Annotated in this window: 23 protein-coding genes and 4 pseudogenes; 11 read left to right on the top strand and 16 right to left on the bottom strand. The window is 65.6% G+C overall.

From position 1 onward, the window contains the following. Positions 1-41: 41 nt before the first annotated feature. The 6 genes and pseudogenes from MPSD_RS02525 to MPSD_RS02500 all read right to left on the bottom strand — a co-directional run. The gene (locus MPSD_RS02525) at positions 42-746 is read right to left on the bottom strand and encodes an HpcH/HpaI aldolase family protein (protein ID WP_086085820.1); all 705 of its coding nucleotides are present in this window, start codon (positions 744-746) and stop codon (positions 42-44) included. Then, positions 743-1,711 (bottom strand): zinc-binding dehydrogenase, encoded by a 969-nt coding sequence (locus MPSD_RS02520; protein WP_020785096.1) that lies wholly within the window; start codon positions 1,709-1,711, stop codon positions 743-745. Before MPSD_RS02520 ends, MPSD_RS02525 begins: the two co-directional genes overlap by 4 nt. A 1-nt stretch (position 1,712) precedes the next feature. Next, a complete protein-coding gene (locus MPSD_RS02515; RefSeq protein WP_086085819.1) occupies positions 1,713-2,921 on the bottom strand; it encodes a cytochrome P450 in 1,209 nt (402 codons plus the stop codon). Beyond that, positions 2,918-3,622 carry a hypothetical protein gene (locus MPSD_RS02510; protein WP_012392377.1) on the bottom strand — a complete coding sequence of 235 codons (705 nt, stop codon included), beginning with the start codon at positions 3,620-3,622 and terminating at the stop codon, positions 2,918-2,920. The genes MPSD_RS02515 and MPSD_RS02510 overlap by 4 nt, the downstream gene beginning before the upstream one ends. Positions 3,623-3,659: 37 nt before the next feature. Then, positions 3,660-4,208 carry a hypothetical protein gene (locus MPSD_RS02505; RefSeq protein WP_015354165.1) on the bottom strand — a complete coding sequence of 183 codons (549 nt, stop codon included), beginning with the start codon at positions 4,206-4,208 and terminating at the stop codon, positions 3,660-3,662. Positions 4,209-4,350: 142 nt separating this feature from the next. Then, a pseudogene (locus MPSD_RS02500) lies at positions 4,351-4,911 on the bottom strand (CoA transferase); the annotation flags it as partial. A 133-nt stretch (positions 4,912-5,044) separates the two neighbouring features. Between MPSD_RS02500 and MPSD_RS02490 the strand changes: the two are divergent. Next, positions 5,045-6,247, top strand: a complete 1,203-nt coding sequence (locus MPSD_RS02490; RefSeq protein WP_420811857.1) for an ISAs1-like element IS2404/ISMul1 family transposase — start codon at positions 5,045-5,047, stop codon at positions 6,245-6,247. 19 nt (positions 6,248-6,266) lie between these two features. On the opposite strand, the pseudogene MPSD_RS02485 reads toward MPSD_RS02490, so the two are convergent. Beyond that, a pseudogene (locus tag MPSD_RS02485) lies at positions 6,267-6,896 on the bottom strand (CoA transferase); the annotation flags it as partial. 116 nt (positions 6,897-7,012) lie between these two features. Between MPSD_RS02485 and MPSD_RS02480 the strand changes: the two are divergent. Then, positions 7,013-8,167, top strand: coding sequence for a phosphotransferase (locus tag MPSD_RS02480; RefSeq protein ID WP_086085802.1), 1,155 nt, complete (start codon positions 7,013-7,015; stop codon positions 8,165-8,167). After that, complete coding sequence (locus tag MPSD_RS02475) at positions 8,164-8,841, top strand: DUF427 domain-containing protein (RefSeq protein WP_020785102.1); 678 nt, start codon at positions 8,164-8,166, stop codon at positions 8,839-8,841. The genes MPSD_RS02480 and MPSD_RS02475 overlap by 4 nt, the downstream gene beginning before the upstream one ends. Before the next feature lie 22 nt (positions 8,842-8,863). Here MPSD_RS02475 and MPSD_RS02470 read toward each other — a convergent pair. Both MPSD_RS02470 and MPSD_RS02465 read right to left on the bottom strand, forming a co-directional pair. Then, a pseudogene (locus tag MPSD_RS02470) lies at positions 8,864-9,771 on the bottom strand (LLM class F420-dependent oxidoreductase). Between the two features lie 14 nt (positions 9,772-9,785). Further along, on the bottom strand, positions 9,786-10,667 hold the full coding sequence (locus MPSD_RS02465; protein ID WP_020785105.1) for an acyl-CoA thioesterase: 882 nt from the start codon (positions 10,665-10,667) through the stop codon (positions 9,786-9,788). A 121-nt stretch (positions 10,668-10,788) separates the two neighbouring features. Between MPSD_RS02465 and MPSD_RS02460 the strand changes: the two genes are divergently transcribed. From MPSD_RS02460 to MPSD_RS02450, 3 genes are read left to right on the top strand one after another with little or no spacing between them, the layout of a single operon-like run. Further along, positions 10,789-11,625, top strand: a complete 837-nt coding sequence (locus MPSD_RS02460; RefSeq protein WP_051153749.1) for an SMP-30/gluconolactonase/LRE family protein — start codon at positions 10,789-10,791, stop codon at positions 11,623-11,625. Between the two features lie 39 nt (positions 11,626-11,664). After that, complete coding sequence (locus tag MPSD_RS02455; RefSeq protein WP_012392369.1) at positions 11,665-12,480, top strand: thioesterase family protein; 816 nt, start codon at positions 11,665-11,667, stop codon at positions 12,478-12,480. 58 nt (positions 12,481-12,538) lie between these two features. Continuing rightward, complete coding sequence (locus tag MPSD_RS02450; RefSeq protein WP_012392368.1) at positions 12,539-13,084, top strand: TetR/AcrR family transcriptional regulator; 546 nt, start codon at positions 12,539-12,541, stop codon at positions 13,082-13,084. 6 nt (positions 13,085-13,090) lie between these two features. Here MPSD_RS02450 and MPSD_RS02445 read toward each other — a convergent pair whose 3' ends face one another. Genes MPSD_RS02445 through MPSD_RS02435 form a run of 3 tightly spaced genes read right to left on the bottom strand, consistent with a single transcriptional unit; the run spans position 13,091 to position 16,294 of the window. After that, a complete protein-coding gene (locus MPSD_RS02445; RefSeq protein WP_020785107.1) occupies positions 13,091-14,431 on the bottom strand; it encodes an FAD-binding oxidoreductase in 1,341 nt (446 codons plus the stop codon). A 20-nt stretch (positions 14,432-14,451) separates the two neighbouring features. After that, positions 14,452-15,192, bottom strand: a complete 741-nt coding sequence (locus MPSD_RS02440; RefSeq protein ID WP_020785108.1) for a glucose 1-dehydrogenase — start codon at positions 15,190-15,192, stop codon at positions 14,452-14,454. Positions 15,193-15,211: 19 nt separating this feature from the next. Continuing rightward, positions 15,212-16,294 carry an NAD(P)H-dependent amine dehydrogenase family protein gene (locus MPSD_RS02435; protein WP_015354158.1) on the bottom strand — a complete coding sequence of 361 codons (1,083 nt, stop codon included), beginning with the start codon at positions 16,292-16,294 and terminating at the stop codon, positions 15,212-15,214. A 105-nt stretch (positions 16,295-16,399) separates the two neighbouring features. Between MPSD_RS02435 and MPSD_RS02430 the strand changes: the two genes are divergently transcribed. The 3 genes and pseudogenes from MPSD_RS02430 to MPSD_RS30390 all read left to right on the top strand — a co-directional run bounded on the left by MPSD_RS02430 (position 16,400) and on the right by MPSD_RS30390 (position 20,034). After that, positions 16,400-17,308, top strand: a complete 909-nt coding sequence (locus MPSD_RS02430; RefSeq protein ID WP_086085801.1) for an alpha/beta hydrolase — start codon at positions 16,400-16,402, stop codon at positions 17,306-17,308. A 127-nt stretch (positions 17,309-17,435) separates the two neighbouring features. Further along, positions 17,436-18,953, top strand: a pseudogene (locus MPSD_RS02425) (PE family protein). 151 nt (positions 18,954-19,104) lie between these two features. Beyond that, entirely contained in the window at positions 19,105-20,034 is a 930-nt protein-coding gene (locus MPSD_RS30390; RefSeq protein ID WP_272897061.1) for a PE-PPE domain-containing protein, read from the top strand. Here MPSD_RS30390 and MPSD_RS02415 read toward each other — a convergent pair. Beyond that, positions 20,000-21,202 carry an ISAs1-like element IS2404/ISMul1 family transposase gene (locus MPSD_RS02415; protein WP_420811857.1) on the bottom strand — a complete coding sequence of 401 codons (1,203 nt, stop codon included), beginning with the start codon at positions 21,200-21,202 and terminating at the stop codon, positions 20,000-20,002. The genes MPSD_RS30390 and MPSD_RS02415 overlap by 35 nt on opposite strands. 365 nt (positions 21,203-21,567) lie before the next feature. On the opposite strand from MPSD_RS02415, the gene MPSD_RS02405 reads away from it, so the two are divergent. Then, entirely contained in the window at positions 21,568-23,049 is a 1,482-nt protein-coding gene (locus MPSD_RS02405) for a PE-PPE domain-containing protein (RefSeq protein WP_086085757.1), read from the top strand. A 13-nt stretch (positions 23,050-23,062) separates the two neighbouring features. Here MPSD_RS02405 and MPSD_RS02400 read toward each other — a convergent pair whose 3' ends face one another. Further along, positions 23,063-23,686 (bottom strand): TetR/AcrR family transcriptional regulator, encoded by a 624-nt coding sequence (locus tag MPSD_RS02400; RefSeq protein ID WP_036425926.1) that lies wholly within the window; start codon positions 23,684-23,686, stop codon positions 23,063-23,065. 191 nt (positions 23,687-23,877) lie between these two features. Between MPSD_RS02400 and MPSD_RS02395 the strand changes: the two genes are divergently transcribed. Then, positions 23,878-24,003 carry a hypothetical protein gene (locus tag MPSD_RS02395; RefSeq protein ID WP_012392360.1) on the top strand — a complete coding sequence of 42 codons (126 nt, stop codon included), beginning with the start codon at positions 23,878-23,880 and terminating at the stop codon, positions 24,001-24,003. Positions 24,004-24,047: 44 nt separating this feature from the next. Here MPSD_RS02395 and MPSD_RS02390 read toward each other — a convergent pair whose 3' ends face one another. Next, on the bottom strand, positions 24,048-25,472 hold the full coding sequence (locus tag MPSD_RS02390; protein ID WP_012392359.1) for an NAD(P)(+) transhydrogenase (Re/Si-specific) subunit beta: 1,425 nt from the start codon (positions 25,470-25,472) through the stop codon (positions 24,048-24,050). Beyond that, positions 25,469-25,807 (bottom strand): NAD(P) transhydrogenase subunit alpha part 2, encoded by a 339-nt coding sequence (locus MPSD_RS02385; RefSeq protein WP_020785113.1) that lies wholly within the window; start codon positions 25,805-25,807, stop codon positions 25,469-25,471. The genes MPSD_RS02390 and MPSD_RS02385 overlap by 4 nt, the downstream gene beginning before the upstream one ends. Positions 25,808-25,817: the final 10 nt, after the last annotated feature.

Here is a 25,817-nt window from a genome sequence, read left to right as displayed (position 1 = left end):
GTCGCCTCGTTCAAGTATTCCGCGGCTCCCCGGCGCAGCGCTTAGGACTCGGCCGCCAGGGTGATCATCTCGAATCCCAGCTGCGCCATCGCTTTACCCGCCTTTGCGGCGCCGGCGTGGATGCCGGTGTGTAGGCTCGCCGCCGAAGCCGCGCGGTGGATTCCGACGACGGCCTCCCGGACCGCTGCGTGATCGAGGGCGCCGACGACGCCGGTTCCCAGCGAAATCGCCAGATCCGCGGGTCCGACATAGATTCCGGCCAGACCGTCAACCGCGCAGATGTCATCGATGGTCGAGAGCGCCGCGGCGGTCTCGACCATCGCATAGACGCCCGCCCGGGATTGCAGCTCGGCGGGATCGGCGCCCAGGCTTGCCCGCAGCGGGCCGTAGCTGCGCACCCCGGCCGGCGGATAGCGGGTGGCGGCCACCGCCGCGGCGGCCTGTTCGGCCGACTCGATCATCGCGATGATGACGGCATCGGCGCCGGCGTCGAGCACCCGCCCTATCGGTGCCGGATCCGCATTCGGCAACCGCACCACGGTGGCGATGGGCACACCTTCGAGTCGCCGGAGCAGGCCGGCAACGTCGGCGTCGTCAAGGTAACCGTGCTGGGTGTCGAAACCGACGTAATCGTAGCCGGCCCTGGCAAATTCCTCCGACCCCAGCCACGTTGGACCGGTGATCCAGCCGCCCCAGAGCGGCGTGCCCCGGCCGAGCCGCTGTTGGAGGTTGCTGACGACCTTCATGCGGTGATCGCGATCTTCACCCGTTCGGGCACCGGCCGGCACGCCAGTTCGAACGCCGCCTGCACGTCTTCGACGTCGAAATTGTGCGTGAGATAGCCGCTGAGCAGTTCGGGGTGCTCGGCGGCGAACTTCCCGGCGAGTTCGAGCATGCGCCGGCGATCCTGGGTGACACCGGATTTCAGGGTCAGGTTGTTGCGCAGCATGGTGCGCATGCTGATCGGGTAGGCGTCGTCGTCGGCGACGCCGAAATAGAACACGGTGCCCCCCGGCGCCGCGGCGTCGATGGCGTGCCCCAGGGTAGCGACCTGATGTCCGACGGCTTCGATGACGATGTCGGCACGATCGCCGGCGCCCAGCTGGCTCACCCAGCGATCGCTGGTGGCCCGGACGGCGTCGTCGACTCCGAATGTTGCCGAAAGGTTCTCCCGGTCGATCGGATCGACCCCGGTTACCCGGCGGGCCCCCGCCACTTTCGCGGCATGGGAGAAGAGCAGCCCGATCGACCCCTGTCCGATGACGGCGACGTGCCGACCCGCCAGATCCGGTAGTTGCGCGCAGGCGTACAGCACACAGGCCGGCGGCTGCAGGCCGACCGCTTGAGTGGGAGTAAGCCCCGGGTCATAGGGCGCCAAGCCGTCCCCATCCGCGATCACCCGCTGCATCAGGCCGTCGAATCCCGATGCCCAGCCCACCACGCGGTCGCCCTGGTGGTGGGCGCGATGCCTGCTGGCGATGACTTCACCGGCCACTTCGTGAATCGGGAAGCCGTCCTTGGCCGCCGCGCTGTGGCCGTCATCTCCGGGCAGGTGTCCCCTGGCGCCGCGAAAGGCGGGCAGGTCGCTGCCACACACCCCGGCGGCCTGAAACCGCAGCAGCACTTGCCCTTCCGCCAAGCACTCGGGTGTCTTGTCGGCGATCGAGGTGCGCTCGAACAGGCAGGGGGCAATGATTCGATAGGACCACACGTCAAACCTCCACCGGGATCTTGTTCCATCCCCACTGGAAGCTGGATGGCAATCGGGTGGCCTGCGCTGCGCAGATCTGGAATTCGGGCACCCGCCGGAACCATTCCTGCAGTAGTACCGAGATTTCGAGCCTGGCCAGGTGATACCCGATGCAGAAGTGCTGACCACGGCCGAACGCCAGGGAGCGCCGGATCGGCCGATCCCAGATGAACTCGTCGGGATCCGGGTACTCACGCTCGTCGCGGTTGGCCGAAGCCAGCAGCGTGATGACGCGCTGGCCCGGCTCGATGGTTTGGTCGCCTATGGTGAACGGCTTGCGTGCGGTTCGGGCAAACCATTGTGCGGGGGCACAAGAGCGGATCATCTCCTCGCGCGCGACGTTCACGTTGGACTGCGGGTCGGTGCGCACCGCCGCCAACTGGTCGGGACGCCGGCTGAGCTCCCACAGCCCGTGCGCCACGATCTTGGGCACGGTCTCGGTTCCCCCGATGAAGATGCAGAGCATCTGGGTGGCAACCTCGGTGTCGTCGAGCGAACTGCCGTCGGGCAATCGGTAGCGCAGCAGGCCGTCAACAACCGGAAGCTCCCCGGTCGGATCCGCCCGGCGCTGCCGCACGACCGGGACCAGGAACTCCAGATAGTTGGGCCGAGTCTCGGCGGTGTCGACGCCGACGCCAGGTTCGGTGAGGCTGCCCGCATTGACGGCGGCAAGCACCTCTGGCGCCAAAGAGGCTGGCATTCCCAGTAGTTCGCATACGATGCTGGCCACCACCACACCGCCGTAGTCTTGGGTGAGGTCGAATGAGCCTTGCGGCAGCAGCCGGTTGAGTCGTTCGTTGGCTAGCTCGCGGATTCTGGCTTCGAGCCCGGCCACGGACTTGGGCCGAAGCGGTGGGGGGTGCGCGCGGCGGATCTCGCCGTACAACGGTGCGTCGAAGACCGCATGAAACGGCAGCGGATGCCACGGCGGGTCGTCCACCGGGCCGCTATTGTGCCGGGCCAGCACCGACGCGGCCGGCAACGTCCCCTCCGACGCGACGAACGTTCCGTCGTTGACTTCCAGTACCCGCCAGATGTCGTCGAAGCGCGAGATCGCGAAGGTATCCCATTGCGGCAGGTAGTACACCGGTTGTTGGTCGCGCAGGACGCGATAGTAGGGCAACGGGTCGGCCATCACCCGGGCGCCGAAAGGATCGTAGCTGAAGTTCACTGCAGCGGCGAAGGCGGTAGGGACTGCAGAATGGAGTCTTCCCAGCCGTCACGCAGCGCCGGGGCCACGCTCATCCATGTGACGATCTCGGCGGGCGGGCTCTCCTTCCAGGACGGGTAGTGGTTGGCAAAGCACTCCCAGCCGCCTTCCAGCGCCCAGTAGTGGATGACCTCGTTGTAGCGAAACGTCGTGGTGAAGGAGCCGAGCCAGTGTTTGCCCGTGCGCTCCGACCAGGGCACATAGAGTCGCTCCAGTTCTCGGATGTAGTCATCTTGGCGGCCCGGCTTGGTTTGCATGATCTCTTGAATCACCAGCGGGGCAGTGAAATTGGATGCGCGTAGCTGTGCCAGGGTCTTGTTGGCCGGACCCGGGTACATGATCCGCCCCTCGCCACGCGCTCCGATGTCCGCCAGGAATGCGGCCCACTTCCCGGCCGCGGCCTCCTGGCTGCCGCCTTTGGCCTGTGCGGCACCAATCCTGGAATAGTCGGCGAAGCCATCTATCTCCCAGATGATCGTCACCTCTGGCCAGCGGCCGTTGTAGGGGGTGGACTCCCAGATCGCGAACAGCCGGGCGCCAAGCTCCTCCATCATCGGCTGACAGACTTGGACAAACAGTTCGGTGAAGCGGTCGCTTCGCCCGGATCCCAGCTTGATCGTCTCGTGCAGATACAGCAGCGTATGCCCGTAATATTTTTTCATCGACCCTCAGGTTCCTCGGGTTCACCGGGTTCCCCGGCTAGCCCGACCACGCCGTGTCGGCGAGTAGCTGCTCGACGGAAACAACACAGCCGTAAGGAATTCCGGCCGCCGTTAGCGCCTGCCTTTTGAACGCCAGTGCCGCGGCACTGAGCACGTGTTGCACCGGGGCGATCGCGCGATCGACCCCCAGCGGCCACCCCTGACCCCACAGCGCAACTTCGGTCCACCGGCACTGCAGGGCTTCGGTTAGCTTCGCGCGCACTCGCTCATCGGCGGCAAAGGCGGCGGCGCCGACGGCCAGGCTGTGGCCCATCGGAGCGCGGCCGGTCAGACCCGCTTCCAGGTCCATCGCGGTTGCCCCGAGGATCTGCAGCGGCCGGATATCGTCGCCGCCGGGCACCAGCACTCGCACCTGCCAGCCGGCCATCACCCGGTCGCACAGCCAGCCTCCAGCCGCCTGAACTACGTCGATGACGCTGGCGGCCACGACCTCGACCCGATAGTGCAGGCCGTCGTCGTCGGCACCGGTTCGTCGTAGCGTGCCCCTGTCCGCCGTGGCGCCGAGGTCCAAAGTTGGAGTGAGCATCGATCCATCCCTCTTGCACGGGACCACAGCCGGACCCGCGCGGACTGCCGCGTTTGCCATGGGCCGCCCGCCACACCGAGCCGCCCGCCCCTCATCGGACAGCGTGACACTTTCGGGAAATTTTGTAAAGGCTCGCGCGCGGTCAGGACTTGCGGCGCGCCGCCAGTTCACCCAGCACTTGGTCGGTGTGCTGACCGAGCTGCGGCGCCACCGAACGTGGCGTGCATGGTGTGCCGTGAAAGTCGGCGGGGGTTGCCACCATCGGCACACTCGAGGCCCCGTCCGGCACGTCAACGATGCCGCCAGCGGCATGGAACTGCTCGTCGGCGACGATGTCTTCGAGGCTGTTGATCGGCGACCAGAAGAAATCCGGTTCAGCGTCGAAGATCTCGGTCCACTCGGCGAGAGACCTGGTCGCGAAGATCTGGTCCAGTTGCGCGATGAGCTCTACCGCGTTGGTCGCACGCCCGCGCGCATCGCCGTAGCGCGGATCGGCCAGCCAGTCGGGGCGTTCAACGACGCGACACAGGGCGGGCCAGTGCCGGTCGATCTCCAGTCCGACGATCCAGAATCGTCGCCCGTCGCCGGCGGTGTAGTTGTTCATGCACGGGTTGCCCATTGATTCACGTTGTCCGATTGCGATCTGCTGACCGGTGAGCAGGTAGGTGTTGAGGTCAAAGCTCACGGTGTAGGCAGGGCTCCGGCGTTGTTGATTAGCAGGCTTGTGAGCTGGGTTGATGATCTTTGGTGCCGCGCTATTGGGGCCGGAGTGTAGGCACGGGCTATCTGGAGAACGATCGAGTTGGTTACTGTTCGTCGTTGGTCTGGAGTTGCCCGTGCCTACCGTTTCAGTATTGCCTGTGTCGTCGGTTCCAGAGGTGTTCGACCGCTGGAGTCCTGGTGAGCGCAGCGAGCTCATCGGATCGGAGTTTCTCGATGTGTTGGCCTCGGTGCCAGACCCGAGGGACCCACGCGGTCGGAGGTATTCGCTGATGGCTTTGTTGGCGATCGCGGTTCTGGCCACTGCCGCGGGGATGCGCGGCTATGCTGGTTTTGCCACATGGGCGGCCACCGCTCCCGATGATGTGTTGGCCCAATTAGGGGTCCGGTTCCGGCGGCCCAGTGAGAAGACCTTCCGCGCTGTTTTGTCTCGGCTAGACCCCGCCGACCTCAACGCCAGGATGGGCAGTTACTTCACTGCACACGTGGCCAGCAGCGACCCCAGTGGATTGGTGCCGATCGCGTTGGACGGCAAGATGCTGCGTGGTGCTTTACGCGCCAAAGCGACAGCCACGCATCTCGTGTCGGTGTTCGCCCACCGTGCCCGATTGGTGCTCGGTCAACTCGCTGTCGCCGAGAAAAGCAATGAAATTCCCTGCGTACGTGCCCTGCTCACGCTGCTGCCGGGTAGCTTGCGGTGGCTGGTCACCGTGGATGCGATGCATACCCAGGTCGTCACCGCGAAGTTGATCTGCGCCACCTTGAAGTCGCACTACCTGATGATCGTCAAGTCCAACCAAGCCAAAATACTTGCGCGTATCACCGCGCTGCCCTGGGCCGAGGTGCCCACAGCCGCTACCGACGACTCCCGCGGCCACGGCCGTGTCGAGACCCGCACCCTGCAAATCATCACCGCTGCACGAGGAATCGGCTTCCCCTACGCAAAACAAATCATCCGGATCACTCGTGAACGCTTGATCACCGCCACCGACCAGCGCAGCGTGGAGGTGGTCTATGCCATCTGCAGCCTGCCGTTCGAGCACGCCCGCCCTACCGCGATCATGACCTGGATGCGTCAACACTGGGGAATCGAGAACAGCCTGCACTGGATACGCGACGTCACCTTCGACGAAGACCGTCAAAGGGCACATACCGGAAACGGCGCACAGGTCCTAGCAACGCTACGCAACACCGCGATCAATCTGCACCGCCTCAACGGCGCCGACAACATCGCCGAAGCCTGCCGGATCACCGCTTTGACCGCCAACCGCCGCCTAGACCTCCTCAATCCACAATTCCCCAGCTCACAAGCCTGCTAATCAACAACGCCGGAGCCCTGACGGTGTAGGCCCCCTGGCGATACAGCGATGTGCTCACCAACTGGCCCGTCCCGGTCCGCTCCCGCGCCAGCAGCGCGGCACAGACGGCGGCGGCCAAGGTCAAGCCGGTCGTGTGGTCCCCCATGCCGCCGCGCTGAAACGGCGGCGTGTCCCCGGGCCGGGTGAGCAGATGCGCGAGGCCACCGCGCGACCAGAAGGCCGCCACATCATAGGCGGCGCGATCGGCGTCGGGCCCGGTCTCTCCGTACCCGGTGATGAGCCCGTAGACGAGGCGTGGGTTGCGATCGGACACCGCAGCGAAGTCGAGCCCCAGCCGTCGCAACGCCGCCGGGCGCACGTTGGTGATGAAAACATCAGCGTCGGAGAGCAATTCGTACGCAAGCTCGCGGCCGGTGTCGGTGGACAGGTCCAGCACGACGCTGCGCTTGCAGCGGTTGTCCATCTCGAACGGCGGGTTCATCCCGAGATCGCAGCCCAGCATCCGGCCGAACAGCCGGCCCGGATCGCCGGCCGGCGGTTCTATCTTGATCACGTCGGCACCCCAGTCGGCCAGAATGGCGGCCGCGGCCGGCGCCGCGACCCAGACCCCGAGCTCGACAACCTTGATGCCTTCCACCGGTCCCGCCATGGCTCCTTCCTACTCCGGTAGGTACGCGGCATCGCGCCCGCATCGGCACCCAGGCCCTGCATTTACACTGTTTACAACATTTGTAATGTAGGGGTGGTGCCTTGCCGGAGAACAGGGTGATCGCGCTGGCTCGCCTAGCCACTCATCTCGGCCGTGGCCTCGGCCGGGTGGCAACCGGCGCCGTGCTGCGCAACGCCAGAGCATTCCCCCGCCGCATCCACGACCTGGATCCGCCGGCGTTGTCGGAAATCATGGGGCGCAGGGTGTCCTCGGTGTCGGTGCTCGATGACAGCAGTGGGACGACGTCGCGGGCCCGACTAGCGCTGAGCGGCAACGACGTTCCCGAGTCGGTGTTCGTCAAGATGGCGGCGGCTACGGCCGCGACCAGATTTATCGGCGAGCTGGGCCGGCTGGCCGAGACCGAGGTGGGTTTCTACCGCGACCTGTCCCCCGAGTTAGCGCCCGACGCCCCAACGGCATACGGCTGCGCGTTCGATCCGCTGACCGGCCGATTCGTGCTTGTCCTGGAAGACTTGGCAGCTCCCGCCGAAGGGACATGCGATTTCTCGGACACGCTGCATCCGTTCGACAACGATCAGGCCGCCCTGGTGGTCGAACTGCTTGCCCGCCTGCACGCGACGTACTGGGTACGGCTCAATCACGGCGGTGTCCGACCATTTGGATGGCTGTATGCGGCCTCGCGTGATCCGAGCGTGCCGCTGGTTCCCACCATGCTGCGGGCCTCGTGGCGCAGGTTGGGCGGGCACGCCGCGGCGCTCCTGCCAGGTCGCGACTTTGTCTTCGAGCACTACCGGGCGATCACCGGACTCATCGACGCACCGCCACACACCGTGCTGCACGGCGACGCGCACCCGGGTAATTGGTATTTCCGCTCATCGGGCGGCCCGCTCGCGGCGGGTCTGCTCGACTGGCAGGCGGTCCGGCTCGGCCACCCCGCCCGCGATCTCGCTTACACGCTGATCACCGGCATGACCACCACCGACCGTCGGGTCACCGAGCGCGAACTGCTCGGCGTCTACCGCCGTGCATTGGCCGCCGCCGGCGGACCGGAGCTGGACCGCGAAGAGCTATGGCTGCGCTATCGACAAGCCGCCGCCTACGCCTATGTCGCAACCACGATCGTGGCCGGCCTGGGCGGCATGCAGGCCGCAGACATCGCGCTCACCGGCCTGGACCTGACAGTCGCGACCTTGCACGACCTGCAGACCGTGGCCGCGTTACGGGCCGCCGATCTAGGAGGAACGTCATGAGCCTGGCGGCCGGGCATGGCCCGCTCAGCACGCATCCGGCCGGGCGCTTCTGCCCGCCGGTGCCCGATGGTTTGGTATACGTCGAGCCACATCCTCGGCTTATCCAGGCATTTCGCAATGGGCGCCTGGTAATCGACACCGAGCGCGCGCTGATGGTGCACCGACGGGGCCACCCGCTGCGCTACGTGTTTCCCACCGACGAGATCACTGACCTACCGACTCAGCCCGAGACCGCCGCACCCGGCTTCGTCCATGTTCGGTGGGATGCCGTCGACATGTGGCTCGAAGAGGGCCGCCGACTCGTGCACTACCCGCCGAATCCCTACCACCGCGTCGACTGCCGCCCGACCACGCGGCAGCTGCACGTCGAGCTGGCCGGCACCACGCTGGTGAACACCCAGGACACGGTGATCGTGTTCGAAACTTCGCTGCAACCACGTCTGTATGTGACGCCCGCGCAGGTACGCACCGACCTGCTGGTGAGGTCACAGACCTCCAGCTACTGCAACTACAAGGGCGTGGCGACCTACTGGTCGGCCGTCGTCGGCGACATGGTCGCCCCTGACATCGCCTGGAGTTACGAAGATCCGCCGCCGGAAAGCGTTCCGATCAAAGGGTTCTTGAGCTTCGACGAAGGGGCCGTGCAGGTCACCGCGGAGTTGCCAGCAAGGTAGCCGGCACATCGGGGCGCCAGGCTCAGGCCGCTTCGATCACCTGGACGCGAAATCGGTCGATACATTCCAGCGCGTGCGCAAGGCCGTCACCGGGCAGACCGACGTGCACCCACGTCACCCCGAGCGTCGCCAGCTTTTCCAAACCGCCCAGGTAGGCGTCGGCATTGAAGTCCGCGCTTGCCGGACCGCCGCCGTCGAAGTTGGTGAAGGTGACATCGATCGCGGAGAAGTCCCGGCCCGCCGCGTCACATTTGCGCCGCAAATCGTCGATACCGGCGGCGAGTCGATGGCCGCAGTGCCCGCCGTCTGCACCAGCGGTGCCGGCGCAGGGAAAGGACACCAGCCGTCCCCGTGGACGGCGACGCGTCGGCGCGCTGCCGCCGTGTTACCGCCCACCCAGATGGGCGGGTAGGGATTGCTGGCCGGGCGGGGGTGGGCGGTGATTCCCCGCGCGCTGAAATGGCGTCCCTCAAAGGATATGTCGTCGCTGGTCCAGACCGCCCGGATCACCTGCAGTGCCTCGTCGAACAGCTCGGCGCGTTCGGCATGGTCCACACCCAGCGCCGCGAACTCCCGCTTGAGATAACCCACGCCGACCGCGAGGATGAACCGACCACCCGACAGTAGGTCCAGCGTGGCAGCGGACTTCGCCACCACAAACGGGTTGCGATACGGCAAGACGACGATGTTGGGAATCAAGCGCAGTGACGTCGTTTGTGCCGCCGCAAAGCCCAGTGCGACAAAGGGATCCAGCGAGTCGTGGCCTCCCGCCTCGAGCCAGCGCTGCGACGGTGCCGGGTGGTCGGTGAAGCCGAAGCCGTGAAAGCCGGCCCGCTCGGCCGCCGCCGCGACGGCCGCGACGCCGGCGCCGGAGGCGAGTTCGGGGTGGTACGGATGACTGTGCATCGGGTGGGTGATGATGAAGCGCAACGATATTCCCGCCGCTAGAACCGCGACCGGGCATCGATCGAGGTGTCACTGGTACGAAGCGGCCGGATCAGCGCCTCCTGGGCGAACGAGGCGATGAGGGCGCCCTGTTCGGTGTGCACCGTGCCGCGCACATAGGACATTCCCGCGCCGACCTGAGTGCTCTCGTGGCTGTAGAGCAACCAACCGTCCCAGCGCACGGGTTCATGGAAAGCGACCGAGATCGTCATCGGCGCGGTCGACACGCTCAGATGGGCTTGGCTGGTGCCGATGCCCGGATGCGCCCGCATGGTGGTTGAAATCCCAAGGTGGCCGGTGAAATACGCGATCAGCGCCTTGGCCAGGTCGTCGCGGTCCGGAATTGGTTCGTAGTGCAGCCACGCATACAGTTCCGGCGGCCCCACCTCGTCGGGACTGTTGACGTCGACGACATCGACGAGCCGCAACTGCCGGCCGGCCATCGGCATTTCCGAAACGTTGGCGTCGGCGGGCGCAACCACCGGTGGGCGCGGCAGGTGATGCTTGATCACATCCCCGGTGGGGATGTCGGCCAGCACCGTCACGGTCAAGCAGCGCTTGCCGTTCTGATTGGCCGCGACGATCGCGGTGGCCGTCGATCGGCCTTCATAGACTACGTCGAGGACCAGTTCGAGCGGCGGGCCGACGATGACGGCGCGGCAGAAAACGGCGTGCGCCGAGCGCACCGACTTGCCCTCGAACCGGCTCGCCACGGCCATGATGGCCTGCGCGACCACTTGGGTGCCTTCCACCACCTGCCGCCCGTCGTGGCCGGCGATTCCAGTGTCGGCGGTGAACCGATCGACCCCCTCGGCGCGCACCTGGAAAAGTTCGAGCAGGCCATCGACTGACCACTGGGCCTGTTCAGAATCTGTGGTCATGCGCTCACCTCGCTGTCAGCTCCCGGCTCAGCGTGACATTTTGGACATTGTTTGTGAAGCACGGACGCCGGGTCGCCCCGCGTTGACAGCGGCACCCGAAGCGCATGACACTTTTGCCGTGATTTGTAACGGCACGCGTCGAGAGGTAAGCCCGCTGGCTCGCGGCTTCTGTTTCGGCGAGGGGCCGCGCTGGTTCGAGGGGCTGCTCTGGTTCTCCGACATGCTGGGCGAGGCCGTACACACCTCGGACATGCACGGCTCGCTGACCACCCTGCCGCTGCCCGGCCACTCCCCTTGCGGGCTGGGGTTCCGGCCCGACGGGACACTGTTGATTGCGTCGGCGCACGACCGGCTGGTCCTGCGCTACGACGGCGACACCGTGGTCACGGTCGCCGATCTGCGCGACTTGGCACCCGCCGACCTCGGCGACATGGTGATCGACCGTGCGGGGCGCGCCTATATCGGGTGCCAGTCCTTCTCGGGCGGCGTGATCATCCGGCTCGATACCGACAACAGCGCACAGGTCGTCGCCGAGGACCTCGACTTCCCCAACGGGATGGTCATTACCCCCGACCACGACACGCTCATCGTCGCCGAGTCGGTCGGCCGCCGGCTCAGCGCATTCACCGTCAGCGCCGACGGCGCGCTCAACGACCGCCGGGTCTTCGCCGCGGGCCTGGACGGGCCCCCCGACGGCATCGCCCTCGACGCCGAGGGCGCGGTCTGGGCGGCCATGACGCTGGCTCACCAATTCGAGCGGATCGTCGCGGGCGGGGTGGTGACCGACCGCATCGACATGGGTGATCGGGTTGCCATCGCATGCGCATTGGGCGGGCCCGGACGCCGCACGTTGTTCCTGCTGTCCAGCACCGACGCGTATCCCAAGCGGCTGATCGGCACCCGGCTTTCCCAGCTGGATGCCGTCACCGTGGCCACCCCCGGCGCCGGCCTGCCTTGACCGGCCCCGGCCCCGGCCCCAACACGGAAGAGTGGTGATATGACCGACTCCTATTACGAGCTGATCGATGACGCCGATGCGCTGGGCGAGAAGTTTGCCGCGACCGACCTGGTGCGCGGCACCTGGTCGGCCTCGATCCAACACGGCGCTCCGGTGTCGGCGCTGCTGGTCCGAGCGCTGCAGCGATGCGCCTGGCGTGAAGACACCCGGCTGAGCCGGGTGGTCGTCGACTTGATCGGAGCGGTGCCGGCCGACGGCGACCTTTGGGTGAGTTCGCGGATCGAACGCGGCGGCAAGCAGATCGAGTTGGTCAGCGCCGAGCTGGCCGCGCCAGGCCCCGATGGCCGGCCCCGGGCGGTGGCCCGCGCCAGCGGATGGCGACTAGCCCAGTTGGACACCCAAGAACTCCGCCACGCGGCCGAACAGCCGCCCCGCCCGCTCGCCGAGGCCCGCAACCGCAAGCTGGCGCCGATGAGTTGGGACCGCAACTACGTGCACAGCCTGGACTGGCGCTGGCTCACCGAGCCGATGACCCCGGGCCCGGGTGAATGCTGGATCAAGCCGACCGTGGATCTGGTCAACGGCGAGACCATGACGCCGCTAGAACGGCTGTTCGCGGTGGCGGACTGCGCCAACGGCATCGGCAGCAAGCTGGATATCACCAAGTGGACCTTCCTCAACACCGACCTGGCCGTGCACGTGTTCCGGATCCCGGCCGGGGATTGGATCGGCATTCGTGCCGAAACCAGCTACGGACCCGACGGAATCGGCACGGCGGCGGGCACCCTGTTCGACCAGCAAGGTGCGGTCGGCACCATCGCGCAATCGGTCCTGGTGCGCCGGCGGGCCCGATGATGTTGGAAAGCAGCGCCAAAATCGGTGACACCCGCGGATCTTTCGTAAGGTTTCAGACATGAGCCAGGCGTTTGGGGCAATCGACACCACTGACGGCGACACGTCGACGCGTCAGCGCATCCTCGCGGCCACCGCCGAAGTGCTGGCGCGCAGCGGCAAGACCAAGCTCAGCCTCTCCGAAGTCGCCGCCCAGGCGGGCGTATCGCGCCCCACGCTCTACCGCTGGTTCGCCTCCAAAGAAGAGTTGCTCGCCACGTTTTCACGCTATGAGCGCCAGGTCTTCGAAAGCGGCTTGAGCAAGGCCACCGCCGGATTGAAGGGCGTCGACAAGCTCGACGCCGCTTTACGATTCATCGTCGACTACCAATATTCCTACTCGGGCGTGCGGATGGTCGACATCGAACCGGAGCTCGTCATCTCCCAGATGTCGGGTGTGATCCCGGAAATGCGCGAAGGGCTGCAGCGGTTGTTGCCCGGCCCCAACGCCGCCGTCAAGGCGGCAACAGCGATCCGAATTGCCATCTCGCACTACATTGTTCGAAGCGATGACGCCGACCAGTTCCTCGCCCAGCTGCGCCATGCCGTCGGCCTCAAGGGCGGCTGAACGGAATCAATCGAACAGCACCGCGGGGTTGAGGTAGCCGGTCGGGTCCAGCGCCGCCTTGACGGCCCGCATCACCGCGATGTCGGTGTCCTCGCGGGACATCTGCAGATACGGTCGCTTGCGGCTGCCGATTCCGTGCTCCGAGCTGACATTGCCGCCGCACTGCGCGATGAGCGACATCATCTCCTGGTACAGCGCCGGCTCGCGCGGCACCGGGCAGCGCAGCAGATTCAAATGCAGGTTGCCCCCGCCGATGTGGCCGAACAGCAGCGGAATCGCCTCGGGCACGTGCGCCGCGACCAACGTCGCCGCTGCGGCGGCAAATTCGCTGATCGCCGCCAGGGGCAGCGAAACGTCGAACTTCAGCGGCGGACCACATACACCCAACACCTCGGCCAAGGATTCCCGGATGCGCCACAACCGTTGCTGCGCAGCAACATCCACGCCCACCGCCGGATCACCGCACAACCGTACGCCGTCGAGCAGATAGGCCAGCCGCTCGGTTTGGTCGTGGTCGGCGGCCAGTTCCACCAATAGCAGCCAGTCCCCCGGCACCGGAGCCGGCACCCCGAGATGCTCGCGGGTCAGCGCCGCGGCCCGGCCGTCGATCAGTTCCAGTGCCGCAATCCCGCCGACATCACGAAACACCCGGCCGGCATCGACGAGTGCCTCGAGGTCGGCGAAGCCGCAGACCGCGGTCAGCCGGTGCGACGGGGTGGGGTGCAGCCGCAGGTCCAGCGCGGTGATGACACCGAGAGTTCCCTCGGCTCCCACGAATAGCGCCGGCAGGTCATAGCCGGTGTTGTCGCTGCGCACCAGGCTGTGCCGGCGTAACACCGAACCGTCGGGCAACGCCACGTCCAGGCCGACGACCTGCTCGCCCATGTTGCCGTAGCGGACCGTCCGCAGCCCGCCGGCGTTGGTGGATGCCATCCCGCCGACGGTCGCGGACTCCCGCGCCGACAGATCCACACCGAACACCAGTCCGGCCGCGGTCGCGGCGCGCTGCACCGCCGCCAGAGTCGCCCCCGCGCCCACCGCGACTCGGCGCTCGAGGGTGTCGACATCGGCGACGTCGCAAATCCGTTCGGTGGACAACAGCACGTCGTCGTGTTCGGGCACGGTCCCGGCGACCAGCGAGGTGCGGCCGCCCTGCACGGTGACGTGCGCCCCGGCATCCCGGCACACCCGCAGCACCTCGGCCACCTGATCGGCCGAAGCCGGGCGCACCAGCGCGCTGGCCCGGCCCCGATAGCGGCCGGTGTGGTCGACGCTGCGGCCGGCCAATACGTCCGGATCGGTGAGGACATGACTGGAACCAACCACATTCGCGAGACTGCGCAGCATGCTCGTGGTTATAGCAAGTGCTAAAACTGCTTGTGCGGCACGTCGGTGACCAGGCCCCCATCCATCACAAATTCGCTACCGGTCGCGTAGGACGCATCGTCACTGGCCAGGAACACGACGAAGGGCGACACCTCACGGGACTCCGCCGGTCGCCCCAGCGGAATGGTGACCATGTCGTCGGGCAGGTTGGCCGTCATCGGCGTCCGAATGAAGCCGGGGTGAATCGAGTTCACCCGGATGTTCAGCGGCGCCAACTCCAGGGCCGCCGACTTGGTCAAGCCGCGCACCGCCCACTTGGACGCGACATAGGGGTGTACCGCCGGAGCGCCGCGCAGGCCCTCGATCGACGACACATTGATGATCGAGCCTGAACCGGCAGCGGTCATGGGCTCGACCGCCGCCCGCATGCCTAGGAACGTCCCGGTCAAGTTGACGTCAATCACCTTCTGCCACTTGCCGAGATCGAACTTCTTGAGTTGCCCGAGCGCGACGATCCCGGCGTTGTTGACCAGCACGTCGAGCTTGCCGAACTCGTCGACGGCCGTCGCGACCGCGGCCTCCCACTGGTCGGGTTGGGTGACATCAAGGTGCACATAGCGCGCCGCGTCCCCGATCTCCTCGGCCAGCGCCTTACCCTCCTCGTCGAGGATGTCGCCGATCACCACCTTGGCGCCTTCTTGCACCAGCAGTCGCGCATGTGAAGCGCCCATGCCCCGGGCGCCGCCGCTGATGAGTGCAACCTTTCCGTCTACCCGTCCCATGCCGTCGTGATCCTTTCGGTTAGTTGGAGACCATGGGCGTGTACAGCCCTTTACCCGTGATTAGGGGCAAGTCCAGTGTCGTCCTGATGCCCGGTGTCGCCGTGAGGACCGCCGGGATCGCGTTGACGATGCGGCCCGCGGCGCCGACGATGGCGGCGTGGTTGTGATCGCCGTTGCGGCTGCTCGGAACGATGTCCACGGCATAGGACGGCTCGCCGGTGATTTCGATGCGATAGGACCCTCCACCGGAGGCGGGTTGGGGCCAATCGGGTCGTAGGTCGGGCCGCAACCGGGTGATGTGCTCGATGACGATGGCGGCCTGCCCGTCGACCATGCCCCGGATCTCGAATTGCAGCACGGCTTGGGCGCCCTTGGCCACCGGCCCCACCGCGATCTCAAAATCTTCCGGCGCCGGTTCACGCTGATATGACTCGGTGATTTCGTCAACCTCGATACCCAGGCCGGCCGCCAACTGGCGGATCGCCGTCCCCCAGGCAATGCCGAGCACGCCCGGCTGCAGCAGCATGGGCACCTCGTCCAGGGATCTGCCGAACCCCATGTAGTGCATGACCTCTGCGCCGTCATAGGAGGCATAGTCGTGGATCTCCATGCAGCGCACCTGCTCGATGCGCTGACAGGTTCCGGCCAAGGCAAACGGCAGGAGGTCGTTGATGAACCCCGGGTCGACACCGGTGATGAAGATGCTCGAGTTCCCCTGCTCGGCAGCGCGTTGCACCCGGGCAATGTATTTGTCGGGGATAACGCCCCAGGGGTATTGCAGCAAGCCGGGCGAAGAGCCCACGACATTGCTGCCGGCCGCCAGGATGCGCATCACGTCCGCCATTGCGTCGGGCAGCCGGGTGTCTCCCATCGCGCAGTAGACGACGCACTCGGGCGCGGTGGCCAGCACCGCATCCAGATCGTTGATCGCCGCGATCCCGGTCTCGATACCCACCCCGGCGAGGTCGCCGGCGTCACGGCCCACCTTCTCGGGCGTGGATACACACACCGCGGTCAGCTCGAACGCCGGGTTGGTCACCAGCTCGCTCAGGGCCAGCCGCCCGACGTTTCCGGTTCCGACGTGAGCAACCCGGATCGCCATGGGGTGTCCTCCATCCCGCCGCAACGCTGCAACTTTTCTAGACAGTAGTCCATAATTCTTGGAGGTGACGAACGCCGTCGGCCCCTGCCGCAAAGGAGAGCCCCGATGACACAACGCCAGGACGTGCGGTTCCCCTGCGGCGAGGCATTGATCAGCGCGTGGCTCTACCGGCCCGCCGGCGCCGACCCCGCGCGCCCGGTGCCTATGCTGGTCATGGCGCATGGTCTGGGCGCGGTTCGCACCATGCGCCTGGACGCCTACGCACAACGGTTCAGCGCGGCCGGCTACGCCTGCCTGGTGTTCGACTACCGCAACTTCGGCGACAGCGAGGGCCAGCCCCGCCAGCTACTCGACATCAGAATGCAGCTGCAGGACTGGGCGGCGGCGGTGGCCTACGCGCGCACCTGCGACGGGGTCGACCAGGCCCGGATCGGCCTGCGGGGCACCTCTTTCGGCGGCGGGCATGTGATCGCGACGGCGGCCCGGCTACCGGGCATCGCCGCGGTGGTGGCGCAGTGCCCGTTCACCGATGGCATCGCCTCGGTGCTCGCGATCGCGCCGACCACGGCCATCCGTGTCACGGCGCGGTCGATGCGCGACCTCATCGGATCCCGGTTGGGCAGGCCGCCGGTGATGATTCCCACCGCGGGCAAACCGGGCGAGGTTGCCCTGATGACCGCTCCGGACGCCTACCCGGGCTACCTGGGCCTGATGCGGCAGGGCACCCAGGTGCCCAATGAGGTCGCGGCCCGGATCGGGATCAAGGTGCTTGGCTACCGTCCGGGACGCAGCGCGCGCAAGATCGCCTGCCCAATCCTGTTCTGCGTGTGCGAAACCGATTCCGTCGCGCCCGCCGGTCCCACCCTGCGCTACGCCGCCCGGGCTCCTCGCGGTGAGGTCATCCGTTATCCAGAGGGGCACTTCGCCATCTATCTCGGCGACGCCTTCGAACACGTAGTGGCCGATCAACTCGGCTTCCTCGACAAGCACCTGAAGCCGGCCGGCCAGCCCTAAGAGGTTGCCCAAACGCCGGAATTAACGGCGACACCGTTTTACCCTCTGATTGATACCTAATACCCGCGGTTCCGGGTTGGTCCTGATCGACCGGGCCTGGGCCCGGATTGCGGGGAAGGACGGGGAGATGTCGTACGTTCTCACAGCGCCCGGCCTATTAGCGTCGGCGGCCACCGATGTAGACGGAATCGCCGCGACGCTCCAGGTGGCCAATTCGGCGGCCGCGGCCCCAACCTCGAGCCTGCTGGCGGCGGCACAGGACGAGGTATCGGCAGCGATCGCGAAGGTCTTCAGCGCCTACGGCCAGGAGTACCAGGCGGCCATCGCCCAGGCGTCGGCTTTCCATACCGAATTCACTCGCGCGCTGGCGGCCGCGGGAGCCGCCTATGCGCAAGCCGAAGCCGCGAACGCGAGCCTGATAACCGCCGGGGTGTCTGACGCGCTCACCGCCATCACCACACCGATCCAGTCGCTGTTGGGGCCGGCGGCGATCGGCACCGGAGGCGCGGGCAGCGCCGGTGCCCTCACCGCGGTCAGCTCGACCCTGATGGCCGATCCGGTAGTCGCGCTGATCATGGGCGGCACCAGCGTCCCACTGCCCGGGCCCGGCTACGTTTCGGACATCAACAACAACTACATCCAGCCGCTGTTCTCCGGAGCCATCCCACAAGCGTTGTTTACTCCCGAACAGTTCTGGCCGGTGACTCCCGGGCTGGGCAACTTGACGTTCAACCAGTCCGTCGCGCAAGGCGTGACGCTGCTGAACGACGCCATCAACACGCAGCTGGCTCTGGGCAACAAGGTCGTCGCGTTCGGCTACTCGCAGAGCGCCACCATCGTCAACAACGAAATCCTGGCGCTGATGGCGATGGGGACCGGTGCCCCCGACCCTGGCGACCTGTCGTTCATCATGGTCGGCGCCCCCAACCATCCCGACGGCGGCCTGCTGGCCCGCTTCCCGGGCTTCTACATCCCGTTCCTGGACGTGCCGTTCAACGGTGCGACCCCCGCGGCCAACCCCTACCCGACCTCGATCTTCACGGCGCAATACGACGGGATCGCGCACGCTCCGCAGTACCCGCTGAACATCCTGTCGGACATCAACGCCATCATGGGGTACTTCTAAGTGCACGGGAATTACCCGGATCTGATGTCGGGACAAGCGATCCAGTTGCCGACGTCTCCGGGTTACACCGGCAACACCGACTACTACATGTACTTGACCCAGGACCTGCCGCTGGTCCAACCGATTCGCGACATCCCCTATGCCGGACCACCGCTCGCCGACCTGATCCAGCCCCAACTTCGGGTGCTCGTCGACTTGGGCTACTCCGATTACGGACCGGGCCTGAGCTACGCGGACGTGCCCACCCCGGCCGGACTGTTGTCGGTGCCCAACCCGTTCGCCGTCAGCTACTACCTGCTCAAGGGGAGCCTGCAAGCGCCCTACGGTGCCGCGGTGGAAATCGGGGTCGAAGCCGGATTGTTGGGACCGGAGTCCTTCCCCGACACCTATCCATGGGTGCCCTCGCTCAACCCGGGCCTGAATTTCTACCTCGGCCAGCCGAGCGTGACGCTGCTATCGCTGCTCAGCGGTGGCCTCGGAGACATATTTCATCTGATTCCGCCACCTGTCTTTCCATGAGTGGCTTCCATGAGTGGCACTAGCAATAGCTTGCGGAAAATGCCGCGCTGGCCCGCGGATTCGCTCTACTGTCGGTTGCGTACCTCAGCTCCGCCGGTTCCGGGTTTGTCCCGGCCCAGCCGAGCGGCCCCGGTCTAGAAAGGGCGCGGATATGTCGTACGTGATCACGTCGCCCGAGATGTTGACGACCGCGGCAACCGACCTGGACGGGATCGGGTCGGCGATCAAGGCGGCCAGCGCCGCCGTTGCGGGTCCGACCACCGGTGTGGCGGCCGCGGCCGCGGACGAGGTTTCGGGAGCCATCGCAAAACTGTTCGGCATGTTCGGCCAGGAATACCAGTCCGTCGTCGCGCAAGCCGGCGCATTCCAAACGGAGTTCACCCGGTTGCTGGCGACCGCGGGGGATAGCTACGCGATCACCGAAGCTTCCAACGCGCTTGGTGCGCTCAACACGCAAGCCCAGACGTTGCTGGGTGGGGCCTTCGGCACCGCCGCGGTGACTTCGGCGACGGGCCCACTGGCCGCGGGCACCCACGTCGCGTTCGTCATGGGCGGCACCGCAATACCTTGGCCCGACGCGACGTATGTGACGGCGGTCCAAGATCTCTTCATCGATCCCCATTTCCCGGGGTTCACCACACAGGTCCTCTTCACGCCGGAGCAACTCTGGCCATTTACCAGCAATCTGGGCAGCCTGACGTTCGGCCAATCCGTCGCCCAGGGTGTGGCCATATTGCGAGATGCGCTCAGTGCCCAACTCAGCGACCCGGCAAACACCGCCGTCGTCTTCGGCTACTCGCAAAGCGCCACGATTGCCACCAACCAAATACGCGCTTTCATGAGCCAGCTGAATCCGCCCAGTCCCAGCCAGTTGTCGTTTGTGCTGACCGGCAATCCGAACAACCCCGACGGCGGCGTCCTCGAACGCTTCAACGGTCTTTACCTCCCGATTGTGGATGTGTTGTTCAATGGCGCGACCCCGCCGGATTCGCCCTATCCCACCGCCATTTACACCGCCCAATACGACAGGGCTCCGGCGTTGTTGATTAGCAGGCTTGTGAGCTGGGGAATTGTGGATTGAGGAGGTCTAGGCGGCGGTTGGCGGTCAAAGCGGTGATCCGGCAGGCTTCGGCGATGTTGTCGGCGCCGTTGAGGCGGTGCAGATTGATCGCGGTGTTGCGTAGCGTTGCTAGGACCTGTGCGCCGTTTCCGGTATGTGCCCTTTGACGGTCTTCGTCGAAGGTGACGTCGCGTATCCAGTGCAGGCTGTTCTCGATTCCCCAGTGTTGACGCATCCAGGTCATGATCGCGGTAGGGCGGGCGTGCTCGAACGGCAGGCTGCAGATGGCATAGACCACCTCCACGCTGCGCTGGTCGGTGGCGGTGATCAAGCGTTCACGAGTGATCCGGATGATTTGTTTTGCGTAGGGGAAGCCGATTCCTCGTGCAGCGGTGATGATTTGCAGGGTGCGGGTCTCGACACGGCCGTGGCCGCGGGAGTCGTCGGTAGCGGCTGTGGGCACCTCGGCCCAGGGCAGCGCGGTGATACGCGCAAGTATTTTGGCTTGGTTGGACTTGACGATCATCAGGTAGTGCGACTTCAAGGTGGCGCAGATCAACTTCGCGGTGACGACCTGGGTATGCATCGCATCCACGGTGACCAGCCACCGCAAGCTACCCGGCAGCAGCGTGAGCAGGGCACGTACGCAGGGAATTTCATTGCTTTTCTCGGCGACAGCGAGTTGACCGAGCACCAATCGGGCACGGTGGGCGAACACCGACACGAGATGCGTGGCTGTCGCTTTGGCGCGTAAAGCACCACGCAGCATCTTGCCGTCCAACGCGATCGGCACCAATCCACTGGGGTCGCTGCTGGCCACGTGTGCAGTGAAGTAACTGCCCATCCTGGCGTTGAGGTCGGCGGGGTCTAGCCGAGACAAAACAGCGCGGAAGGTCTTCTCACTGGGCCGCCGGAACCGGACCCCTAATTGGGCCAACACATCATCGGGAGCGGTGGCCGCCCATGTGGCAAAACCAGCATAGCCGCGCATCCCCGCGGCAGTGGCCAGAACCGCGATCGCCAACAAAGCCATCAGCGAATACCTCCGACCGCGTGGGTCCCTCGGGTCTGGCACCGAGGCCAACACATCGAGAAACTCCGATCCGATGAGCTCGCTGCGCTCACCAGGACTCCAGCGGTCGAACACCTCTGGAACCGACGACACAGGCAATACTGAAACGGTAGGCACGGGCAACTCCAGACCAACGACGAACAGTAACCAACTCGATCGTTCTCCAGATAGCCCGTGCCTACACTCCGGCCCCAATAGCGCGGCACCAAAGATCATCAACCCAGCTCACAAGCCTGCTAATCAACAACGCCGGAGCCCTGGTCCTGGGATTGATTCCCTCCGCGGTGCGCGGCGGCCGCGCATTCCAGCCGCACCGAAAACGAACGCACAATGTGCCATTGGCGTAAAAGCTTTTTTAAATCGCCCCAACTGTCGACTAGAACCGTTCTACGCTCGCACTAGAACTCAGGTTGCGTGATGACCGGGTTGAGTGTCGTCTCTGAACGACGGTGAAGCGCCCGGATTGCGGGGAAGGCGGCGATATGTCGTATATGCTAACCATCGCTGAATTCTTGAGCACGGCGGCCGCGGATATCGGCGGCATCGGATCGGCGCTCTCCGACGCCAGCTTGGCCGCCGCCGACCCGACGACCAACCTGCTGGCGGCGGCAGCCGACGAAGTGTCGACCGTCGTCTCGAAGGTATTCGGCGGCTACGGGCTGTCGGCCCAGGCGGTCCTGACCCAGGTAAGTGCGTTTCACAACGAATTCACCGAACTGCTGGCCAATGCCGGGGGCATATTCGCCCAGGCGGAGGTCGACAACGCCGAGGCACTGACGAACGCGGTGGGCGAATTCAGCGAGCCGTTCATACAGCTGTGGGACCCGGCTTATACCTATGTCGGCTCCAACATCGCCACCGGACCTAATCCCCAACCAAACGAGCCGTCGCTGACCCCCGAATTCGCGTTGATCATGGGCGGAACCTTCGACCCGCAACCGTTCCCCTTGTACGTGACGACCATCAACAACGCATTCATCCAGCCCTTCTTCCCCGGCGCGACCTCGGTGGGCCTGTCTTATCCCGCACAGTTCTGGCCGCTCACCTCGGGCCTGACGCTCAATCAGTCGGTCGCCGAAGGCGTCATCGACCTGAATAACGCACTCAGCGTGCAGATCAACGGGGGCCAGCACGTCATCAATTTCGGATTCTCACAAAGCGCGGTGGTGGCCACCCAGGAAATGCAGCGCCTGATGGCCCTGCCCGTCGACATGCGACCGGACCCCAGTGACCTGTCCTTCGTGCTGGCCGGCAATCCCGCCACCCCCAACGGAGGGATCTTCATCCGCTTCCCCGGAATGCACATCCCCTTCGTGGACTTGACGTTTACCTCGCCGACCCCGCCGGACACCCCTTACCCGACCACCATCTACGCCACCCAATACGACCCCACCAGTGATTTCCCTCGATACCCGCTCAACATCCTGTCCGACCTCAACACCTTGATGAGCCTCGGCCAACACGAGCTGTATCCGTATCTCGACGTCAGTAACGCCGTCCAGCTGCCAACCTCACCCGACTACACCAGCAACACCACCTACTACATGTTCATGACGAAGAACCTGCCGCTACTCGAACCGGTTCGCGCCATCCCCTTCATCGGCAACCCGATAGCCGACTTCATCCAGCCCGACCTGCGGGTGCTGGTGGACCTGGGCTATTCGGATTGGGGATCCGGCCAGGATTACGCGAACGTCCCCACCCCGGCCACGCTGTTCCCGATACCCAACCCCTTTGTGATCGGCACCGATCTGGTCATCGGGGCCGTGCACGGATCCACCGCCTTGGCGGTGGATCTTGGCCTGCTGCCGGCATCGGCGCTACCGAATGCCTATCCGTATCTTCCGTCCCTGGACACGGATCTGAATTTCTTCCTGGGCCAGCCGGGCGTCACCGACATTTCGTTGGTCACCAATGCCATCGGGCCGGTGCTGCAAAGGCTTCCGGCGATCAACCCCGGCTAGGAACCTGCCGACTTCACGACCCCAGCGGCGACTGGTTGCGAATGGATTCATCGCGAATGAGCCCGCGCAGCAAAGCGGTGCTGAACTCGGCCGCGATCTCTCTGGCCGTACGCCGACCGTGTGGCCGCAGCCAGCGGTAACTACCCAGCGTCATCCCGATATAGCCCAGCGCCACCACGTGCGAATCGCACTCGTAGAACTCCCCGCTGGCGATCCCGCGGTCGATCAGGCCATGCACGTGCTCGTGAACCTGGGCTTCCTTTTCGCGGACCTCGGCAACCTGCTCGGGGGTAAACCACTCGGCGATATAGGGCTGCTCCTGGAAGTACACCGCGGCGCGCTCGGGGTTGTCGGCGATTCCGGTGAGCAACCGGACGGTGTATTGATAGAGCGCCTCGCGAGCCGTCCACGACGGCTCGGCGTGCAACGCGCCCAGGGTGCCCTCGGCGGCCTGGCGGTAGATGTCGAACAGGATCAGCGACTTGCTGGCGTAATAATGGTAAACCGTCGCCTTGTTCAGCCCGATCACGTCGGCGACGTCGTCCATCCGAGTGCCGTGATAGCCCCTGACAGCAAACAACTTAGTCGCTACTGCCAGCAACTCCTCACGACGTGAAAGTCCAGTTTCGGACGGCATTTGCCCTCGCTATCGTCACTGCCTGGCCGAGCCGGGCGGGCCACAGAATCAGGCATTTACCAATCAACTGGTTGGACAGTCTATGCAACGGCTGCACCGCCTGTTGCACCGGCGCGGTTGGGGCTAGACTCGCTAGCGGACGAAGTCGCGAGTCGACTAGCGGACGAAGTCGCGAGTCGAGAGGTGGAGTAATGGATCCGAGTCCTGACTACGACGCTAGCGACGAGATCGAGTTCTTCTTCAACTACCTGACGTGGGGCTTGCGCGGGGTAACCGACGGCAACGGCTACCCGCCACCGGCCTACCCGCCCGTCTAGGCGCCTCGAGAGCCGGGCCCGCCGAGCCCGGCTCTCGAGGCGCGCTACAGCGCCTTGAGTTCTTCGGCGACCTCCGTGACCGACTTCTTCGCGTCACCGAACAGCATCGTGGTTCCCTCGCCGTAAAACAGCGGGTTGTCGATCCCGGCGAACCCGGAGTTCATCGAACGCTTCAGCACGATCACCGACTTGGCCTTGTCGACGTTGAGAATCGGCATCCCGTAAATCGGGCTGGACGCGTCGTTGCGCGCCGCCGGGTTGGTCACGTCGTTGGCGCCGATGACGATCGCCACATCGGTGCGGGCGAACTCGTCGTTGATGTCGTCCATGTCCTTCATGGCGTCGTAGTCGACCTCGGCCTCGGCCAGCAGCACGTTCATGTGCCCGGGCATCCGGCCGGCGACCGGGTGGATCGCGTACTTCACCGCCACACCCTTGTCCTCGAGCAGCGAGGCCATGTCCTTGACCGCGTGCTGCGCCTGCGCGACGGCCAGACCATAGCCGGGCACCACGATCACCTGGTTGGCGTAGGCCATCTGAATCGCCGCATCGGCGGCCGAGGTGGCCTTGACGTGCTTGTCACCGCCGCCGTCAGCACTGGGAGACACGCCCCCGCCACCGAAGCCACCCGCGACGATCGCGGGGATGGAGCGGTTCATCGCCTTGGCCATCAGGTTGGTCAGGATCGAACCCGAGGCGCCCACGATCATGCCGGCGACGATCATCGCGGTGTTGTTCAGCGCCAGACCCGCCGCCGCGGCGGACAGCCCGGTCATGGCGTTGAGCAGCGAGATGACCACCGGCATGTCGGCACCGCCGATCGGCAGCACCACCATCAGACCCAGCACGCCGGCGGCGGCCAGCAGGCCGATCATCCACCACAGCGACACCCCGCCACTGCCCGGATGCGCATCTAGACCGATCACCACCGCTGCCACCACGGCCCCGACCAGCAGCAGCAGGTTGACCGGCTGCTGGGCCTTACCGAAGCCGATCGGCGCGCCGGAGATGAGCTCCTGCAGCTTGCCGAACGCGATGATCGAGCCCCAGAACGAGATCGACCCGATGATCGCCGCAAACAACGAGGCCACCACGATGTGCACGGTCGGCGACTCGCCGTGCTGGAACGCCGAGAATCCCTTGGTCTCGATGAACTCCGACAGCGCGATCAGCGCGACGGTGCCGCCGCCGACGCCGTTGAAGAACGCGACCAGCTGCGGCATCGCGGTCATCTTGGTCAACCGGGCCGGCGGCACACCCAGTGCGACACCCACGACCAGGCCCGCGATGATCAGCACCCACTGATCGGTGTGCCTGATCTTGACCAGCGTGGCGGCCACCGCAATAGCCATGCCCACCGCGGCGATCAGGTTGCCGCGCACCGCGGTCTTCGGCCCGGTCAGGCCCATCAAGCCGTAGATGAACAGCGAAAACGCCAGGATATAGAGGCCGATCACCAAGTAGTTCATTTGGCGGCGGACCCTTCTGCTTTTTCGGCCTTGACGGCCGCGACTTTCTTCTTGCCCTTGAACATGCCCAGCATGCGGTCGGTGACGATGAAGCCGCCGATGACGTTGAGCGTGCCGAACACCACGGCGACGAACAGGATGATCTGTACCGCCAGCGACGGATGCTCGAACTCGCCGAACACCACTAGCGCGCCGAGCACGACGATGCCGTGGATGGCGTTGGTCCCCGACATCAGCGGGGTGTGCAAGGTGTTGGGCACCTTGGAGATGACCGCGAACCCGACGAACCCGGATAGCACCAGGATCGCCAGGTTGGCCAATAGCTCGTCGTACATCGTTGAGCAG

Source organism: Mycobacterium pseudoshottsii JCM 15466, assembly GCF_003584745.1.
In the GTDB taxonomy this organism is placed as follows: Bacteria; Actinomycetota; Actinomycetes; order Mycobacteriales; family Mycobacteriaceae; genus Mycobacterium; species Mycobacterium marinum.
This window is presented reverse-complemented; position numbering and strand designations above follow the sequence as displayed.

Coding starts and splice junctions, on each gene's coding strand:
- MPSD_RS02525 (WP_086085820.1), bottom strand. CDS start 746: ATGAAGGTCGTCAGCAACCTCCAACAGCGGCTCGGCCGGGGCACGCCG.
- MPSD_RS02510 (WP_012392377.1), bottom strand. CDS start 3,622: ATGAAAAAATATTACGGGCATACGCTGCTGTATCTGCACGAGACGATC.
- MPSD_RS02505 (WP_015354165.1), bottom strand. CDS start 4,208: ATGCTCACTCCAACTTTGGACCTCGGCGCCACGGCGGACAGGGGCACG.
- MPSD_RS02475 (WP_020785102.1), top strand. CDS start 8,164: ATGAGCCTGGCGGCCGGGCATGGCCCGCTCAGCACGCATCCGGCCGGG.
- MPSD_RS02465 (WP_020785105.1), bottom strand. CDS start 10,667: ATGACCACAGATTCTGAACAGGCCCAGTGGTCAGTCGATGGCCTGCTC.
- MPSD_RS02455 (WP_012392369.1), top strand. CDS start 11,665: ATGACCGACTCCTATTACGAGCTGATCGATGACGCCGATGCGCTGGGC.
- MPSD_RS02450 (WP_012392368.1), top strand. CDS start 12,539: ATGAGCCAGGCGTTTGGGGCAATCGACACCACTGACGGCGACACGTCG.
- MPSD_RS02445 (WP_020785107.1), bottom strand. CDS start 14,431: ATGCTGCGCAGTCTCGCGAATGTGGTTGGTTCCAGTCATGTCCTCACC.
- MPSD_RS02440 (WP_020785108.1), bottom strand. CDS start 15,192: ATGGGACGGGTAGACGGAAAGGTTGCACTCATCAGCGGCGGCGCCCGG.
- MPSD_RS02435 (WP_015354158.1), bottom strand. CDS start 16,294: ATGGCGATCCGGGTTGCTCACGTCGGAACCGGAAACGTCGGGCGGCTG.
- MPSD_RS02430 (WP_086085801.1), top strand. CDS start 16,400: ATGACACAACGCCAGGACGTGCGGTTCCCCTGCGGCGAGGCATTGATC.
- MPSD_RS30390 (WP_272897061.1), top strand. CDS start 19,105: ATGTCGTACGTGATCACGTCGCCCGAGATGTTGACGACCGCGGCAACC.
- MPSD_RS02405 (WP_086085757.1), top strand. CDS start 21,568: ATGTCGTATATGCTAACCATCGCTGAATTCTTGAGCACGGCGGCCGCG.
- MPSD_RS02400 (WP_036425926.1), bottom strand. CDS start 23,686: ATGCCGTCCGAAACTGGACTTTCACGTCGTGAGGAGTTGCTGGCAGTA.
- MPSD_RS02395 (WP_012392360.1), top strand. CDS start 23,878: ATGGATCCGAGTCCTGACTACGACGCTAGCGACGAGATCGAGTTCTTC.
- MPSD_RS02390 (WP_012392359.1), bottom strand. CDS start 25,472: ATGAACTACTTGGTGATCGGCCTCTATATCCTGGCGTTTTCGCTGTTC.
- MPSD_RS02385 (WP_020785113.1), bottom strand. CDS start 25,807: ATGTACGACGAGCTATTGGCCAACCTGGCGATCCTGGTGCTATCCGGG.